The sequence below is a fragment of the Sphingomonas japonica genome, from assembly GCF_006346325.1.
Taxonomy (GTDB): domain Bacteria; phylum Pseudomonadota; class Alphaproteobacteria; order Sphingomonadales; family Sphingomonadaceae; genus Sphingomonas; species Sphingomonas japonica.
Map to the genome: position 1 here is coordinate 1,276,861 of NZ_VDYR01000001.1, position 15,319 is coordinate 1,292,179.

Sequence of the window (15,319 nt, forward strand, 5' to 3'; positions counted from 1 at the left end):
GGAGACGATCGATGAACACGCCCACGCTGTCCCTGACTCGCCGACGCTTTCTGACCAGTGCGGCGCTTGCCGGCGGCGCCGCGCTGCTGCCGCGAGCCGCCGGCGCCGCAGCGCTTCGACGCCCGCCGGTCGCGCGGATCGAGCCGGTCACCGAAACCTTGTGGGGCGAGCAGATCACCGATCCCTATCGCTGGCTGGAAAACGACAAGGATCGCGACCGAGCGCCGTTCATGCGCGGCCAGGATGCGTATGCGCGGCAGGTGCTGGGGGGCTATCCCGACCGACCGCGGCTGCTGGAGCGGATCGCAGCGATGTCCGGCGACGTGACCCAGGTTGTCTATCCCAAGCCCGCAGGTTCGATCCGGTTCCTTCAGAAGCGCACGGCAGGCGCGTCCAGCTATCGGATCGTCGCGCATTATCCCGACGGGCATGAACAGGTGCTCGCCGACCCCGCGACGTTCGCAGCGACGGGCAGCACCGCCGCGATCACCTGGTGGGTGCCGTCGCCGAGCGGGCGCTTCGTGGCGTTCGGCGTCGCGCTGGCGGGATCCGAGAATGCAGTCGGCCATGTTGTCGAGGTGGCCGGCGCCCGGCTGCTTGCCGAGCGGATCGTCGACGCGCAATATGCCGCCGCGGCCTGGCTGCCCGATGACAGCGGCTTCTTCTACAACCGGTTCGCGGGCCGGCCGGCGGGCAGCGCGGACTTTTACAACGATCGCAGCCTGTGGCTGCACCACGTTGGCACCGCACAGGCCGCGGATCGCAGGATCATGGCGGCGGGTATGGATGCCGGTGTGCCGATGGCCGCGATCTCCTCGCCCGAGATGCAGGTCGGCATCGGTAGCGACCATGTCGCCCTGCTGGTGCGTGACGGGTATGTCCGTTCGTTCGCGATCTATCTGGCGCGGCGCGACGCAGTGCTCGCCGGGACCGCGACATGGCGTAGGATCTGCGGCGCGGACGAGGGCGTTGCCGATTTCGCGCTGAGCGGCGACACGCTGTACGTCATCTCGAACAAACAGGCTGCGAACGGCGCCTTGCTCGCCATCGACGCGGCCACCGGAACGCTGGCGAGCGCGTGTACGCTAACCCCGGCGGGCACAACCGTGCTGGACGAGCTGAACGCCGGGCGGGACGGCACGTTCGTTACGGTGAACGACGGCGGCGAACAGAGCCTTTTCTTCCAGCCGGGCAGCGGCCCGATGCGACCTGTCGCGCTGCCCTATTCGGGCTGGGTGCAAAGCGTCGCGGTGAACCCGGCGGACGGCGCCGCGCTGATCCGGATCACCAGCTGGCTGCAACCGGGCACGATCTTCGCCATTGATGCGCGGACCACCACCACCACCAACACCGGGCTGCAACAGCGCCCCGCGATCGACCTGTCGCCGTACGAGTACCACCGTATCGTTGCGACCGTGCGCGACGGCACGCGGGTGCCGATCTCGATCGTCCGGCGCAAGGGGCCAATCGCCGCCGCGCCGTGCCTCGTCCACGCGTATGGTGCGTATCAGTGGCCGTCGCAGCCGGTGTTCGACGCGCGCGGCATCGCCTTTCTCGAAGCGGGCGGGATCATCGCCACGGCGCACGTCCGCGGTGGCGGCGAATATGGCCGCGCCTGGCACGAGGGCGGGAAGCAGGCGACCAAGCCTAACACCTGGCGCGACCTGATCGACTGTTGCGAAACGCTGATAGCACAGGGCCACACTTCGAAGCGGCAGCTGGCGATCGTCGGCGGATCGGCCGGCGGCATCGCCGTCGGGCGGGCGATGACCGAGCGACCCGACCTGTTCGCGGCGGTGATCTCAAAGGTCGGCATGTCGAACCCGCTGCGCGCCGAGTTCGAACCCAACGGCCAGCCTAACGTGCCTGAATTCGGATCGATCAAGGATGCAGCCGGCTTTCGCGCGCTCAAGGCAATGGACAGCTACCACGCGGTGAATGACGGCGTGCGCTATCCGGCGGTCCTGCTGACGACGAGCAGCAACGACGCGCGCGTCGCGCCGCACAATGCCGCCAAGATGGCCGCGCGACTGCAAGCGGCCGATCCGCGCGGCACCGCGTTGCTCCGGATCGACTTCGACGGCGGCCATGACATGAACGACCTGTCCAAGGCGAAATCGGATGCGGAATATGCCGACGATTTCGCCTTTATCCTCGCGACGACCAAAGGTCGTTAACGCGGCGGCTGCGGGCTAATTTTGCTTCCGGCGGCATAGATTGCGGTGGTGTCTCTTTGAGATCGCCGCATCCCCGCTACGACCCATAAGTGACCGTTCGGGCCGATCTATTCGATCCCCGAGACCGCCGTCCATTCATTCTGAGCCCGGCACGGACACGGCCGCGATTTAACTGGCTGCCTGAAATCACAAAATCGTGAGTGGCGGCATTCGCCTAGCCGGGACGACGCGCCCGACCTTTGCGACCGTGAAATAGCCAAGCGTGCCGACAGCTTGCCTAATCCTGGGTGCCAATTTCCCGCGCCCATTCCTCCATAGCGATCAAAACGAATTTCAGGCTTTCGCCTTTGGGAGTGAGAGAATAATCGACGCGCGGCGGGATCTCGCGATAATCTTTGCGCGCGAGCAGTCCGTCGACTTCCATCTCCTTGAGAGTTTTTGAAAGCGTGCGGTGGGTAATGCCCTTCAGACGCCGCTGGAGCTCATTGAAGCGAAGGGCCTCTGGTAGCAGCCAGTAAATGATCATTGGCCGCCACTTGCCGGCCAGGATTTGCAGCGTCCGTTCGGCGGGACAATGCCAGCCGGTAGCGGGCGGACCATTCCGGGTGTCCTCAGTATCCTCAAGGATCGTACTTGTTGCCATGTCCCCACCCGCTTAGCTTCCGGCCAACCCAGAGACAATCCTACGGAGCGGAGGGGAGAACACGCCCCCGATGGACGCAGACATTCAGCACTCGTAACCCCCTCCTCGACGATGGCGGTCCTTGCCTCGATTATGGTTTCCGAGTTCGCTCCCTGTTTAGCTATCGCGGCAATATCGAAACGATCAGCCCCTTCGCGATGTTTGACTATACCATAGAATGGCGATCGCCGACTTCAACGCGCGGCGCTTTGGCCCCACAGCCGCTTAGTCCGCTCGCTTGAAGTTGATGGACAAAAACCAGGACCGTAGCGCCGACTTTGAGCAAATGACGATCGATAAAGGAGAATGAATGATGCCGACGCTATACACCATGCCCGAAACCTGTTCGCTGTCGCCGAACATCGCGGTTGCCTGGCTCGATGCCCCGGTTGAAATCAGCAATATCGCTTATGGCGACCAGAAGAAGGATGCGTATCTCGCCATCAATCCCAAGGCTCAGGTGCCGGCGCTCCGTTTCGAAGATGGTGACGTGCTGACCGAAGCGACGGCAATCCTCGATTGGCTCGGCGCGACTTATGGAAAGGAGAGCTATGGGCGCGACAATCGGCTTGGCCGCAAGGAGGCCGAAGCCCTGGCCTTCATGACCTCGGAAGTCCACGCGACCTATGGGGGTCACTTCAATACGCAGAAATTCGCCGACAGTGCGGACGGGAAAGAGGAGGTCAAGCGCAAGACCTACGAACGGCTCGCCGACCAGTACCGGCTCCTGGAAGACACGCTGACCGCCAATGGCGGTGAATGGTATCTCGGCCAGCGGTCCTTTGCCGATACCTTCCTGTATGTGCTGACGCGGTGGATCGAAAAGACGCCGCTGTCGATCGACGACTATCCAGCGCTCAAGGCGTTTCGAGTGCGCATGGAGGCGGACGAGGGCGTGTCGAAAGCGCTTGCGCGCCAGGACATGGAGCCGATCGGATGAGCGGTCGGTCACACAGTGCGAGCGACTGGCCCGCCTTGCCCTACGCCGACTGGGCCGAAACCTGCACGGCGTTGCATCTATGGAGCCAGATCATCGGCAAGTATCGCCTTGCCCACACGCCCTGGGTCAACCATTCCTGGCACGCCACCCTCTATGTGACGCCACGCGGCCTTACGACGGGAATGGTGTCTGATGGCGGTCTGGCTTTGACACTGACCTTCGACCTGCGCGAGCATGCCCTGGTGGGGGAAACATTCGATCGCATAGACAGCTTCCCGCTGGAAGCGATGAGCGTGGCCGATTTCCTCGCCAGGACTACCGCCCTTGTCGAGAGGCTGGGCGGACGTATGGATATTCATGGTGCTCCGAGCGAGATCGCGGATGCCCTGCCCTTCGCAAAGGACACGGGGAAGCGCCCCTATGACCGGGAAGCTGTAGAGCGATTTCATCAGGCGTTGGTTCGGATCGAAGGAGTATTCGCCAAGTTCCGTACGGGATTCCTCGGCAAGGTCTCGCCCGTGCACCTCTTCTGGGGATCGTTCGATCTGGCCGTCACGCGCTTCTCGGGACGCACGGCGCCCCTCCACCCTGGCGGCGTGCCAGCGCTTCCCGATCCAGTGACGCGTGAAGCGTATAGCCACGAGGTATCTTCCGCAGGATTCTGGTCGGGTGGAGGCGGCGCGAGCGAACCGATGTTCTACTCCTACGCCTATCCCGTGCCCGACGGCTTCGCGGACCGCTCCGTCGAGCCGGCCGCCGCTCGCTTTGATCGAGATCTGGGCGAGTTCGTGCTGCCTTATGAGGCTGTACAAGCCAGCGCTGACCCGGATGGCGACCTGATGCGCTTCCTGCGATCGACCTATGCGGCGGCGGCGGATTTGGCCCAGTGGGACCGGCCGGCGCTTGAGTGCGACTTTGGCATTCCGCGGGTGCCGCGTGAAGTTCGCGGCTGAGCAAAGGGTTCCTCGCGCCATCGCCACGCGCTTGCGAGAGACGGGCGGCAAAGACTTTTGCATAGTGAGACGAACGCAAGGACCCACAAGCAGACGCTCGCGCCATTGAAGCGCTCTTCAAATTGGACGATCGTTCAGGTTCCGGGCGGGCGCAAATGAGAAAGCATGTGCGCGGCAAAGTCAGCTTTGCCCAATTCGATCCCTTGCGCTCGCAGGATCGCGTAGGCAGTCACGACGTGGAAGTAGAATTGCGGCAGCGCCCAGTCGCGAGCGTACCGCTCGGCTGTGACATCAAGCACCATGCCGATTGGTAATTCGTGCGCGATGTTGCTGACCGGGTCTACCGCGATGCCTTCCGCCTCAGCCGCTTCCACCACCGCCAGCGTCTCGGCTATTCTCCCCTGTGCCGCCGCCATGGTGCCCGGAGCTTCGCCGCCGTTGCGGCCCTCGTCGAGCAGAGCTTGAAGCGACGCCGGAAATTCGCGCCCCTGTATCCGAAATACGCCCTCCTGCGCTTGCCGGCATGCGAAGCGAACCTGCGTTGAAAGCGGAAACATGTCGGGCGCGAGCCGCGCGGCGAGCAGCACGTCCCCGTCCCCGCCCGGCCGTTGCGCCTCTGCCTTGGTGAGCCAAGCGGACAACGCGCCAAGCATTTGGACGTAGGTGGGAAGAAGCATGGCAGGCAGCATCATGGCGCTTGCTTCCCGGATTGAGCAAAGGCAGTCAAGCGGGAGAGGACCGCGAAGCTGATCGGCCAACTGGACCCAAACACGGTCGCTCGTCGTTCATTCATGGCTCCCCAACTTCGGACGCCTGTTAATATCGCCACTGTGTCCTCGGAAACCGAAGATTGGCGGTTTGGACAGCGAGCTGTTGGGCTTGTATGAGCCCCCTATGTTCCGCCAAGATCTGAAGCAAAGCGTTGGCGCGACCTCGATCGCGGCCGCGGAGGCGGCCGTCGATGCGAACGACTTCGTCGTCATCGATGTGGAAACCGCCTGCTCCCGGGTCAGCAGCATATGCCAGATTGGCATCGTCGGGTTCCGTAACGGGCAGATCACGTTCGAATACGAAGCGCTGATCGACCCGCGCGATCATTTCAGCAGCTTCAACACGCGCATCCACGGCATCGCAGCGGAACATATCCTCGGGCGGCCGTGCTTCGCCGAGGTCCACGATGTGGTCAGCGGTCATCTTTCCGAACGCGTTACGGTTGCGCACTCATACTTCGACAAGAGTGCGCTGGCGGCAGCCTGTCGCGTTCACGACCGGGCGATGGTCGATACAACGTGGCTTGACAGCGTGAAGGTTGCGAAACGGGCGTGGCCGGAGTTGCCGAGCCACAAGTTGAATGTGGTGTCTCGCCATCTCAGTATCCCGCTGAAGCACCACGACGCTCTCAGCGACGCACGCGCCGCGGGCATGATCGTCGTGAAGGCTATCGAACATACGGGGATGTCGCTGGCGGAGTGGTTGGCCCCTGCCATGCGTCAGCGGGTCCCACCTGCTCCGCCACCGGCCGCGAGCGGGCCACTCGCGGGGGAGCGGGTGGCGATCCTCGGCCAGCCTCGCAATGGTCCGCTCGCCCACCGGATCGCAGCAAGCGGCGGTCGCGTCGTTTCAGGGGTCGGGAGCACGACTACGGTACTCGCCGTAATTGCAGATGAGCCGTTCGGGTACGTTCGTTACGATGCCCAGTACCGGAAAGCAGAAGAGCTTCGACGGTCTGGTCGCGCCATCAGGATCATTTCCGAACGTCAACTCGTCGCAGAGCTAGCTGAATTCGCCTGACTGATTCGTCGGCTTGACACCGGTCACAATGCTGGGCCGGTCGCTCTCGGACCAGGGTGCAGCCCGCTGCATGATCCTGTCGAACAGATCCGACGTGAGGTGGTCAGCGAGCCACGCCTTCAGGGAAGGGAGCGGCTGATCGTCGAACCAGTCACGATCGACCCCAGCGAACTGCCTGACGAACGGCATGATAGCGGCATCTGTCAGCCCTCGAGCCGGTCCGCAAAGTTGGCCAGCGACCGCTAAACGTGCATCGAGGTCGCGCAGGAAGCGGAGGCCGATATGACGGTGAAGGTCGGGGTCCGAACCGTGACGATCGGGATATTTGTAACGGTCGAGGTGGTGCTTGAACGTGTCGTCATTGTCGGCGATCAGCGCCGGGTCGTCACGCGTAAGCCAGCCCTCGGGATCCCGAGCTTCCAAGGCCCAGCGCATAATGTCCAGACTCTCATCGATCACCGTCCCGTCCGCCGTCTGAAGTACTGGCACCGTCCCCTTGGACGAGGCCGACAACATCGCCGCCGGCTTGTCGGAAAGCCGGACTTCGCGATGCTCGTAGCACGTACCGCTCACAGCCAGCGCCAATCGTGCCCGCATCGCATACGGGCACCGACGGAAACTGTAGAGGACGTGGACAGCCATCATAGACCTATGCCGCCTAGGGCGGTCCCAAGGATAGCCTCGCGTCCGGCTCTTCTGACAAACCAGACCCACATGCGGTCATTCAGAACAACGCGAGCGCTAGCCGAAAGCGGACATCCGTTCAGTTGCGGATCTAAGGGTGTGGGTTGGTTATGGCTGCGCCCGGTCGGCCCTCGCTCGTCAGTCATTCGACACAACCTGCGTCACCAAGGCCGCGGCTCACGAGCATTGGCACGGCAAGGACCGAACCAGTGCCGCGGTGCGCGTCAGGCAAGCCGGTTGGCGAGCACTGCGTCGAGCAGGCCGGGGAAGCGCCGATCGAAATCGGATCGTCTCAGCGTGTTGATCATCTCGCGCCCGGCCTGCGTCGTCTCGACCAGCCCCGCGGCGCGCAGCAGCTTGAGGTGATTGGATAGCGTGCTCTTCGGGATCGACTCGCACGGTGCCGCGTCGGTGCAGCTCAGGCGCTCGGTCGCGGCCAAGCGCGCCACCATGCCCAGCCGATTGGGATCGGCCAGCGCGTGAAGCGCCAGATCCAGCGGAACGTCCTCCAGCCTGGGATGGGTGAAGCGGGGCATCCACCGAATATAAGACGACCGATGTAATTTAATAGTTCGGGAATGTTGAACTATAGCGGCAGCGTCCCATCTCCCGGTCTGCCGACAGCGCACGAGAGCGTGATCGCGGGCCATTCTTTTCGGAGAACTCACATGTCACTTCAGGGCAAGACGGCGCTCGTCACCGGTGGATCGCGCGGGATAGGGGCTGCGATCGCTAAGCGGCTGGCGGCTGACGGTGCGGCCGTCGCTATCACCTATTCTGGCAACAAGGCCGCCGCGGACGCCACGGTGTCGGCGATAAAAAGCGCTGGCGGTACCGCCTTTGCTTTCCAGGCGGACGCGGCAGATCCGGCGTCGCAACGCGCTGGCGTCGAACAGGCAGCAGCGGCGCTGGGCGCAATCGACATTTTGGTCCACAATGCTGGCGTGGCGGAGTTCTCCGCTGTTGCCGACGATACCGACGAGACCTTCGATCGCCAGTTTGGCGTCAACGTGAAGGGCCTGCATGTCGGCACGCGCGCGGCGTTGCCACACCTAAGCGATGGTGGACGTATCATCTTGATAGGCAGTGTCTCGGGCGAGCTCGCCTTCCCCGCGACTGCGGTCTACAGCGCGACCAAGGCGGCGGTTGCCGCACTGGCACGTGGTTGGGCGAAAGATCTCGCTTCGCGCAACATCCTGGTCAACACTGTGCAGCCGGGGCCCATCAACACCGACATGAACCCCGCCGACGGCGAGTTCGCGCAGCAGATGATCGGCTTCATCCCGCTCGGCCGCTACGGCAAGGTCGAGGAGATCGCGGGCGCGGTCTCGTTCCTCGCCGGGCCGGATGCGAGCTACATCACGGGTACCACGCTCAACGTCGATGGGGGCGCGGCGGCCTGACAGACAGCGATCGGCCCCTTCTCAGAACTTGCAGGGGCCGATAGCGCTCGGGCGAACGCGGGAGGACCCAGTTCCGGACGTTGGGGCGGGCCTGCCACCTCCCCGAACCCGGACATCCGTCAATTACGGCCGACAACGGCAGCTAGGCGCCTCATTAGTAGTCATTCAGTTGCCCCGCCTGCGATCCTGAAAGCTGTCGTTACTTCAGGCCCCACCGGAAAGGCAGTGGCGGGTGGTCTGCAGCCCGTCCGCTTGTCGCCCTTTCGAGCTTGAAGCAGACGGGCCGATCAAATTCTCCCTACGGGCGCGAGATCGCGTTCAGGATCGCCTGTTCGACTGGAGAATAGTCTCCGTCGCGCCGACACAGAGAGATGGGCTCACGCGGCAACAGGGGCGGTTGAGCCATGAACCGCGGCGCTGTTCCACGATGCCGTTGCGCGGCGTGCACGAGAAAAGGATGGCACAAATACACCGTGCCGGCCTTGCCCACAGCTAATGCCTCCGGCCGGTGCGCCGAGCCGGCAAATCCATCAGCGGCAAGCTCGCGAAGCGTCAGGCCAGCCTCCCCTGCAGGAGCGAGTTCCCTTGCAATATCGGCATGCGAGCTAACGCGAATACGGGTCGGTGCATCATCGATACCGACATCCGAAAACAGGAACAGCATTAGCAAGGCTCGCCCCTTGCTGCAGACATTGGCGCGCCACTCCATGAAGTCCGGGTGGTCGTAGCCGAAACTGACATCGATATGCCAACCATCGTCGCCGGTGGCTTCCTCGGCGGGGAAGCGCACCGGAAAGGTTCCAAGCCTATCGCGCGGATACCAGCGGCCAGCACCAACAAGCTGATCAAATGCCGCGCACAGCTTCGGCGTATTCGCCGCCTCCAGAAACGGGGCTTGGCTGAACTGGTCCAGGCGCACGACCGGAAAGGTCCATGATGCACGCTCATCAGGGTCGCAGCCGGTGGCTTTCCACAGGATCGCGCGGGCCTGCTCTGCGGTATGCTCGCTAAATGCCTCATCGATACGGACGAAGCCGTCGCGCACAAACGAAGCGATGTCATCTGCGCTGAGCGCAGGACCTGATTGGTTTCGCATAAAGTCTCTAAAAAGGCGTGGGTCATCGGGCAGCAAAGCCGCCGAGTGAGCATAAACCGGCCCGCTTAGATCAGCGGGAAGGCGGACGCGCGATTGAGAGTCATGAACTTCATGCACCCACCATACTACGCAGCGCTGTTGCTGCAACCTGAACGATCAGTCTGCGAAAGTCGGATCATAAGATTGAACGACGGAGACAGGGTCGGAAGCGGCCGGACGGCTACGCGCCCCAATCCCGGTCATTAGGTCAGTCGCCGGCGTCCCCCCAAAGCAGCCATAAGGGCCAGACGGAGTAATGTCCGCTTTAGACGACGCTGACTGGTTGGTGTGCCCGTTCTTGCCTTTGGCTAATCACGGCCAAGGAGAACGATGATGACCTACTCGCATCTTGATCCTGCCATGCGGAACCGCGTGACCTGGACCCGTCGCAACGCATTGTCATTGGCTGGGGCCGGCAGGACAGGCTGTGCCTGCCCCGTCAGGCGAGCCGCGCGATGGCGGCATTCCCCTCCGCAACATTGCACTGGTTCGAACACAGCGGCCATTTTCCGATGTGGGACATGCCGAACGAGACGACGGCGATCATCCTTCAAGCAACCCAATGAGATTTTTGCGGTAACGAGGCGGCGCGCGAGGAGACCATAGCAGCTGCGGGGATCGTAAATGATCTACAGTTGGCTGCCGGCTACTCAAAGGCGGCCCTCGGTCACGCTTGCAAGATAGCAACGGCACCCTGCCCCCCCATATGAGGTAGGAAGGAGAAGCCGATGGCCGGTGGTTGGACGCGCGATGGCGCAATCCAGGACCAGATCGACGACACAGTGGCCGACGCTGTGCTGGCAGCGCGAGCAAGTATCCCAAGCGGAGAAAGCGAGCCATTTTGTGCAATCTGCGGTGACGATGTTCCAGAGGGTCGCCGCCGGGCGATACCCGGAGTGCGTACCTGCGTGACGTGCCAGAGCGGGCGGGATCGGCCACCGGCCGCAGCGTTCAATCGGCGAGGCAGCAAGGATAGTCAGCTACGCTGATCGCTTGAGTTTCGATACTATTATCGGTCCAACAGACCCGAATTCGCCGTTCAAGGCGGTTTGCCATTCCTGAACAGCCGACGATTGTTCATCTAGCGGCCTACGGCGGGTCCAAGCAATCCAACGCAATGGCTGGACGCTTTAGATCGAGGCCGCCTTCGAAAGCAAAGCGGAGGAGCGATGCCATATCTGCTTGCGCCGGTCACGCTGACAGACATGTCGTTCCGCTCAAAGCAATAGCGATCCGGCCGGTGCCGGAAGTCGACCCGGCTTCGCCATCTCTTCCGAACGAAATGTCGCACCGCTAACGCTATCTCGGCGAAACAGCCGGCTCCATGCCGGGGGCCGCCTGGCCTTCTCAGCTGTTACGACCGCGTGCTCAACTCGCTCACCCCCGATCCATATATCCTCGTCATGACCGGCGCCGGGCTGCTGATCGCGCTGGTCGCCTGGCTGCCCCTGGCGCTGAAGCGCCTGCCGCTATCGCTGCCGATCGTCTGCATCGGTATCGGTGCGGCGATCTTCCTTCTGCCCCAGGTGACGCTTCGGCCGTTACCGGTCCGGTATCCCGAAATTACCGAACGCTTCGCCGAGTTCGTCGTAATCATCGCGCTGATGGGGGCGGGGCTGAAGATCGACCGTGTATTCGGTTGGCATAGCTGGTCGATCACCTGGCGGCTGTTGGCGATCACCATGCCGCTGGGTATTACGGCAATCACCCTGCTTGGGGAGAGGGCGCTCGGGCTTCCTTTCGCGGCAGCGCTGCTGTTGGCCGCCAGTCTTGCGCCCACAGATCCGGTGCTTGCCGCCGACGTGCAGGTGGGACCACCCAAGACCGGCGACGAGGATGAGGTGCGCTTCGGGCTTACTTCGGAGGCTGGGCTGAACGACGGTGCGGCCTTTCCGTTCGTTCACCTGGCGATCCTGCTCGCCGTCGCGCTGCCGGCGGGCGAGTCATGGGTTGCCGAATGGCTGACCTACCGCGTTCTATGGGAGGTGCTGGGCGGCATCGTCGGCGGCTGGCTGATCGGCCGGGCGTTCGGCTGGCTGACGTTCCACGTCCCCGCCGAGAGTAAGCTGGCGCAGACCGGCGATGGGCTGATCGCGTTGTCGGCAACATTCGTTTCCTATGGCCTGATCGAGATCGTGCACGTTTATGGCTTCCTCGCGGTCTTCGTCACTGCGTTGACGTTCCGTCACACGCACCGCGAGCATCAGTTTCAGGCAGATATGCACGCCATCGCCGAACAGATCGAGCGGCTGGCGATGATGGTGCTTCTGATCCTGTTCGGCGGGGCACTGGTCAGCGGATTGCTGGCGCCGGTGACCTGGATGGATGCGATCTTCGCGCTCGTAATCCTGCTGGTTGTTCGTCCGGTAACGGGATGGCTGGCGCTGTTGGGCCACCCGGCCGACCGGGGTGAGAAGCTGACGCTGGCGTTCTTTGGCATCCGCGGAGTCGGTTCGATCTATTATCTCGCCTACGGGATCAACCATATGCCGATCGCGCAGGCCGAACGGCTATGGGGCATCGTCGGCCTGGTCGTGCTGCTTTCGATACTTCTGCACGGGCTGACGATTACCCCGATCATGCGATCGCTGGACAAGCATCGCGGCGTTCGCCCTGAAAGCACGAATGCGTCCCCGCCCGCCAAGCAAGCCCGTGCGTAAGCCGGCAATTCAGGGGATCAGACTATCAGCACGCAACTGCCCGAACAGCGCAAAGAAAGCGTCGTCCGTCGGCTGATAGCCTGTGAAGCCCAGCCGACGACTCTTGGACATGTCGGTCACGACCTCGATCGGGCGACCAAGATCGGCATCGGTGTGCCAGGGCGATGCCAGCCGGCCAAGATCGGGCTCGACGAGCCCCTCGCGCTGGGCGATGAGGCGCCAGGCGCCGGCATCGTCGGCCATTTGCTGCTCCAGCGGGCGGACGATCCCGTCGAAGGGGACCGCCTCCAGCCCGAACCACTCGGCGATCCTGCCCCACATCCACTGCCAGCGGAAGACGTCACCGTTGACGACGTTGAAGGCATTGTTGTGCGCGGCATCTGTTTCCGCCGCCCATAGAAGATGGCGTGCAAGCTGGCCGGCATCCGTCATGTCGGTCAACCCTGACCACTGCGCGGCTGAACCGGGGAAGGTGAAGGGGCGACCGGTTTCGCGGCAAAGCGTCGCGTACACGGCCAGCGTCGTACCCATGTTCATGGCGTTGCCGACGGCCTTGCCGATCACCGTGTGCGGGCGGTGAACGCTCCAGGTGAAGCCGTCGCGGGCGGCGGCCGCAAACAGCTCGTCCTCCTGCGCATAGTAGAAGTTCTCGACGTCGAGCCGCGCCTGCTGCTCACGGAACGGCGTCTGCGGTAGCGTACCTCTTCCATAGGCTTCGAACGGCCCGAGATAGTGCTTGAGGCCTGTCACCAGTGCCACGTGTCGCGGCGCCGCTGCCTGTGGCAGGCCGTCAAGCAGGTTGCGGACCATCGCCGAATTGACCCGGATGTTGTCCGCCTCGCTGTCCTGCCGAAGCCAGGTGGTAAGGAATACGGCATCCGCACGGATGCCGGAAAGCGCATCTGCAGTCCCCTTGGGATCCTGCAGGTCGGCAACGACGGGCTGGACGCCGGTTTGCTTGGTTGGCCTTCGCGCGAGCCCGTGAACCGTCCAGTTCCGGTCCGTCAGTAACGCCGCCGTCGCACTGCCCACGATACCGCTCGCGCCCACCACCAATGCTGTTTTAGACATCGCGTTCATCCGATCGAGGAATGGGTGGGCCGCGTTGGTCGGCGCCCCGGTTTGACGAACGATCGTCAGCTTCCAGGTGTCCCTGGCCGCCCGCAGCCATCGCAACCGCGGCGCTGGCCGCCAGATCGCTTGCCGCAGTTCGGACCATGGGAAGCCTTTCAGCCTCGCAAGGGTCGCATTCCCGGCGTCGTCACCGGTTCATCGAGGTTCGTACCGCACGCGGCACTTCTTGGGCGTCTCGTGCAGCGCTCGCCTGTCAGCTTCGCCGATGGCGGCGGCGCACCGGACGGTCGAATATCCTCATCGAGCACATAGCAACGGACGGCACCGCAACCGCTCAAATGCTGGTCATCCTGTCTGATGTCTGATCATGCGCAATTCGCGAGGAGCTGTCCCGTTCAGACATTCTTCTGAACAGGTATCGATATAGTTGCCTCCAAGCCGGAACCCGCGCTCCGATACTGGAGATCACCGCCAACGATCGTACATAACCGCCTAATCAAGCTGGTGCCTTGACCCTCCAAGGTGGCTAGCGCCAAGCCGACGCCGTTATCGGTGACCGAAAATTCGATCCCATCGGCCTTACGCTCCAGCGTCACCCAGATGTTTCCGGCATGCCCTGACGGAAATGCGTATTTAAGCGCGTTTATGATCAGTTCGCTTCCGATCAACGAGATAACACGTCGATATTCAGGAAGTAGCTGAACGTCTTGGAGTGAAAGGGTGAGGCCAATGTCCCTGGTGCTCCCGAACAGCGCGACCAGCCTCGTCGCGATGGCATCGATCATCGGGGCACAGGGCACCGGCAGTTCCGGCTGGTCCGGAGCGCCAAGTTCGGCATACGCCCGTGCGAGCGCGCGCGCCGCGGCGCGCGGATTATCACCGACAAGACCGTGCGCCTGACCGAGGTCGAGGGATGCAAGCGAATATGACATTTGAGCGAGATTATTCGCCCGGTGCACGGCGTCCGCCGCCCATAACGAGGGGTTCGACTTCCGGGCCGTATGTGCCGAAGTATCGGCTCGTTCCTGCGTGCGACTGAACAGGTCCCGAACCATTTGCGGATCCAAGGATAGTGGTCGGTCCGCCGCGTTGCGAGGCCGTCGAATAAACATCGGCATGGCTATTTTCCCCCTGTTGCCACGCCAATTTATAGCGTCGATTTGGGGTCATATTGTTCAGGATCAACAATTCTGGATTTTATTGACGAACCGCACCCACCGGCTGTGACATTATTATTTCGTAGATTGATCGACCCTCTCGCCGTTGCTGGACCATCTTTCCAACGGACTCCGTAACCGCAAGGAAGCACTTTTGTTACGTCGATTACGCGCATCGCGCCGCAGCGGCGCGACGTTGCGTGTCGACTATGGCCGTTGGGGCAGATCGATCGAGATACTTTCCAGGATCGCCATGAGGAGATGATCCGCCGTCGGCTGGCCGACGGGCTCGACGGTCCGGAGCGCGCTGTGCTCCAGTTGAACTTCGATGGCGCTGCGCACGATCTCGATCGCTTCCTCGTGCGTCAGCGCCGATCGCGCCAGAAGCCCGTGAATCAGGCTTTCGACCAACAGCAGGGCCGCTTCGCCGTGCGGACCGGGCGGAAGCGCTTCCGACACCCGGACGGACACGTTATCATTCTCGATTTTCGACATGGTCTCGCCTGAAATTTCAGGCGAAAGCAGAAACCTCCAGCCGTCGATGCCTGTTCAGATGTTCGACGATCCCCGCGACATAGGATTCCAATAGCAATACCACCATAGGGGACTTAACTTTCAACAATGTTGAAACGCAATATTTCGTGATTGATGAACAGGGTAGAC

The 15,319-nt window shown here is 62.7% G+C and carries 16 protein-coding genes; 8 read left to right on the forward strand and 8 right to left on the reverse strand.

All coding sequences use genetic code 11. The features are described from left to right. Window positions 1–11 precede the first annotated feature (11 nt). Window positions 12–2,177, forward strand: coding sequence for a prolyl oligopeptidase family serine peptidase (locus tag FHY50_RS06445; protein ID WP_140047678.1), 2,166 nt, complete (start codon window positions 12–14; stop codon window positions 2,175–2,177). 277 nt (window positions 2,178–2,454) lie between these two features. On the opposite strand, the gene FHY50_RS06450 is transcribed toward FHY50_RS06445, so the two are convergent. Continuing rightward, a complete protein-coding gene (locus FHY50_RS06450; protein WP_140047679.1) occupies window positions 2,455–2,820 on the reverse strand; it encodes a winged helix-turn-helix transcriptional regulator in 366 nt (121 codons plus the stop codon). Between the two features lie 349 nt (window positions 2,821–3,169). On the opposite strand from FHY50_RS06450, the gene FHY50_RS06455 reads away from it, so the two are divergent. Then, entirely contained in the window at window positions 3,170–3,799 is a 630-nt protein-coding gene (locus FHY50_RS06455; RefSeq protein WP_243846746.1) for a glutathione S-transferase family protein, read from the forward strand. Window positions 3,800–3,834: 35 nt separating this feature from the next. Next, window positions 3,835–4,752 carry a DUF5996 family protein gene (locus tag FHY50_RS06460; RefSeq protein WP_243846748.1) on the forward strand — a complete coding sequence of 306 codons (918 nt, stop codon included), beginning with the start codon at window positions 3,835–3,837 and terminating at the stop codon, window positions 4,750–4,752. Between the two features lie 134 nt (window positions 4,753–4,886). Here the strand turns inward: FHY50_RS06460 and FHY50_RS06465 are convergent, their stop codons facing one another. Then, window positions 4,887–5,444 (reverse strand): DUF1993 domain-containing protein, encoded by a 558-nt coding sequence (locus FHY50_RS06465; RefSeq protein ID WP_140047681.1) that lies wholly within the window; start codon window positions 5,442–5,444, stop codon window positions 4,887–4,889. Between the two features lie 202 nt (window positions 5,445–5,646). Between FHY50_RS06465 and FHY50_RS06470 the strand changes: the two genes are divergently transcribed. Further along, window positions 5,647–6,543, forward strand: coding sequence for an exonuclease domain-containing protein (locus FHY50_RS06470; RefSeq protein ID WP_243846750.1), 897 nt, complete (start codon window positions 5,647–5,649; stop codon window positions 6,541–6,543). On the opposite strand, the gene FHY50_RS06475 is transcribed toward FHY50_RS06470, so the two are convergent. Together FHY50_RS06475 and FHY50_RS06480 are read right to left on the reverse strand one after the other, a co-directional pair. Continuing rightward, on the reverse strand, window positions 6,526–7,188 hold the full coding sequence (locus tag FHY50_RS06475) for a glutathione S-transferase (RefSeq protein WP_140047682.1): 663 nt from the start codon (window positions 7,186–7,188) through the stop codon (window positions 6,526–6,528). The two genes, FHY50_RS06470 and FHY50_RS06475, sit on opposite strands and share 18 nt — an antisense overlap. Window positions 7,189–7,451: 263 nt before the next feature. Continuing rightward, entirely contained in the window at window positions 7,452–7,763 is a 312-nt protein-coding gene (locus tag FHY50_RS06480) for an ArsR/SmtB family transcription factor (RefSeq protein ID WP_140047683.1), read from the reverse strand. A gap of 132 nt (window positions 7,764–7,895) precedes the next feature. On the opposite strand from FHY50_RS06480, the gene FHY50_RS06485 reads away from it, so the two are divergent. Next, window positions 7,896–8,630, forward strand: a complete 735-nt coding sequence (locus tag FHY50_RS06485; protein WP_180345096.1) for an SDR family oxidoreductase — start codon at window positions 7,896–7,898, stop codon at window positions 8,628–8,630. Between the two features lie 298 nt (window positions 8,631–8,928). Here FHY50_RS06485 and FHY50_RS06490 read toward each other — a convergent pair whose 3' ends face one another. Beyond that, a complete protein-coding gene (locus FHY50_RS06490) occupies window positions 8,929–9,675 on the reverse strand; it encodes a phytanoyl-CoA dioxygenase family protein (RefSeq protein WP_244935306.1) in 747 nt (248 codons plus the stop codon). A gap of 467 nt (window positions 9,676–10,142) precedes the next feature. Between FHY50_RS06490 and FHY50_RS14505 the strand changes: the two genes are divergently transcribed. The 3 genes from FHY50_RS14505 to FHY50_RS06505 all read left to right on the forward strand — a co-directional run bounded on the left by FHY50_RS14505 (window position 10,143) and on the right by FHY50_RS06505 (window position 12,425). Then, window positions 10,143–10,331 (forward strand): alpha/beta fold hydrolase, encoded by a 189-nt coding sequence (locus FHY50_RS14505; RefSeq protein WP_337250278.1) that lies wholly within the window; start codon window positions 10,143–10,145, stop codon window positions 10,329–10,331. 162 nt (window positions 10,332–10,493) lie between these two features. Next, the gene (locus tag FHY50_RS06500; RefSeq protein WP_140047685.1) at window positions 10,494–10,754 is read left to right on the forward strand and encodes a DksA/TraR family C4-type zinc finger protein; all 261 of its coding nucleotides are present in this window, start codon (window positions 10,494–10,496) and stop codon (window positions 10,752–10,754) included. Between the two features lie 414 nt (window positions 10,755–11,168). Next, window positions 11,169–12,425 carry a cation:proton antiporter gene (locus FHY50_RS06505; RefSeq protein ID WP_140047686.1) on the forward strand — a complete coding sequence of 419 codons (1,257 nt, stop codon included), beginning with the start codon at window positions 11,169–11,171 and terminating at the stop codon, window positions 12,423–12,425. Window positions 12,426–12,434: 9 nt separating this feature from the next. On the opposite strand, the gene FHY50_RS06510 is transcribed toward FHY50_RS06505, so the two are convergent. The 3 genes from FHY50_RS06510 to FHY50_RS06520 form a co-directional block, all read right to left on the reverse strand. Then, window positions 12,435–13,496: an SDR family oxidoreductase gene (locus tag FHY50_RS06510; protein WP_140047687.1), complete on the reverse strand. Its 1,062-nt coding sequence runs from the start codon at window positions 13,494–13,496 to the stop codon at window positions 12,435–12,437. Between the two features lie 398 nt (window positions 13,497–13,894). After that, a complete protein-coding gene (locus tag FHY50_RS06515; protein ID WP_166745530.1) occupies window positions 13,895–14,554 on the reverse strand; it encodes an ATP-binding protein in 660 nt (219 codons plus the stop codon). Window positions 14,555–14,863: 309 nt separating this feature from the next. After that, window positions 14,864–15,151: a hypothetical protein gene (locus FHY50_RS06520; RefSeq protein WP_140047689.1), complete on the reverse strand. Its 288-nt coding sequence runs from the start codon at window positions 15,149–15,151 to the stop codon at window positions 14,864–14,866. Window positions 15,152–15,319 lie beyond the last annotated feature (168 nt).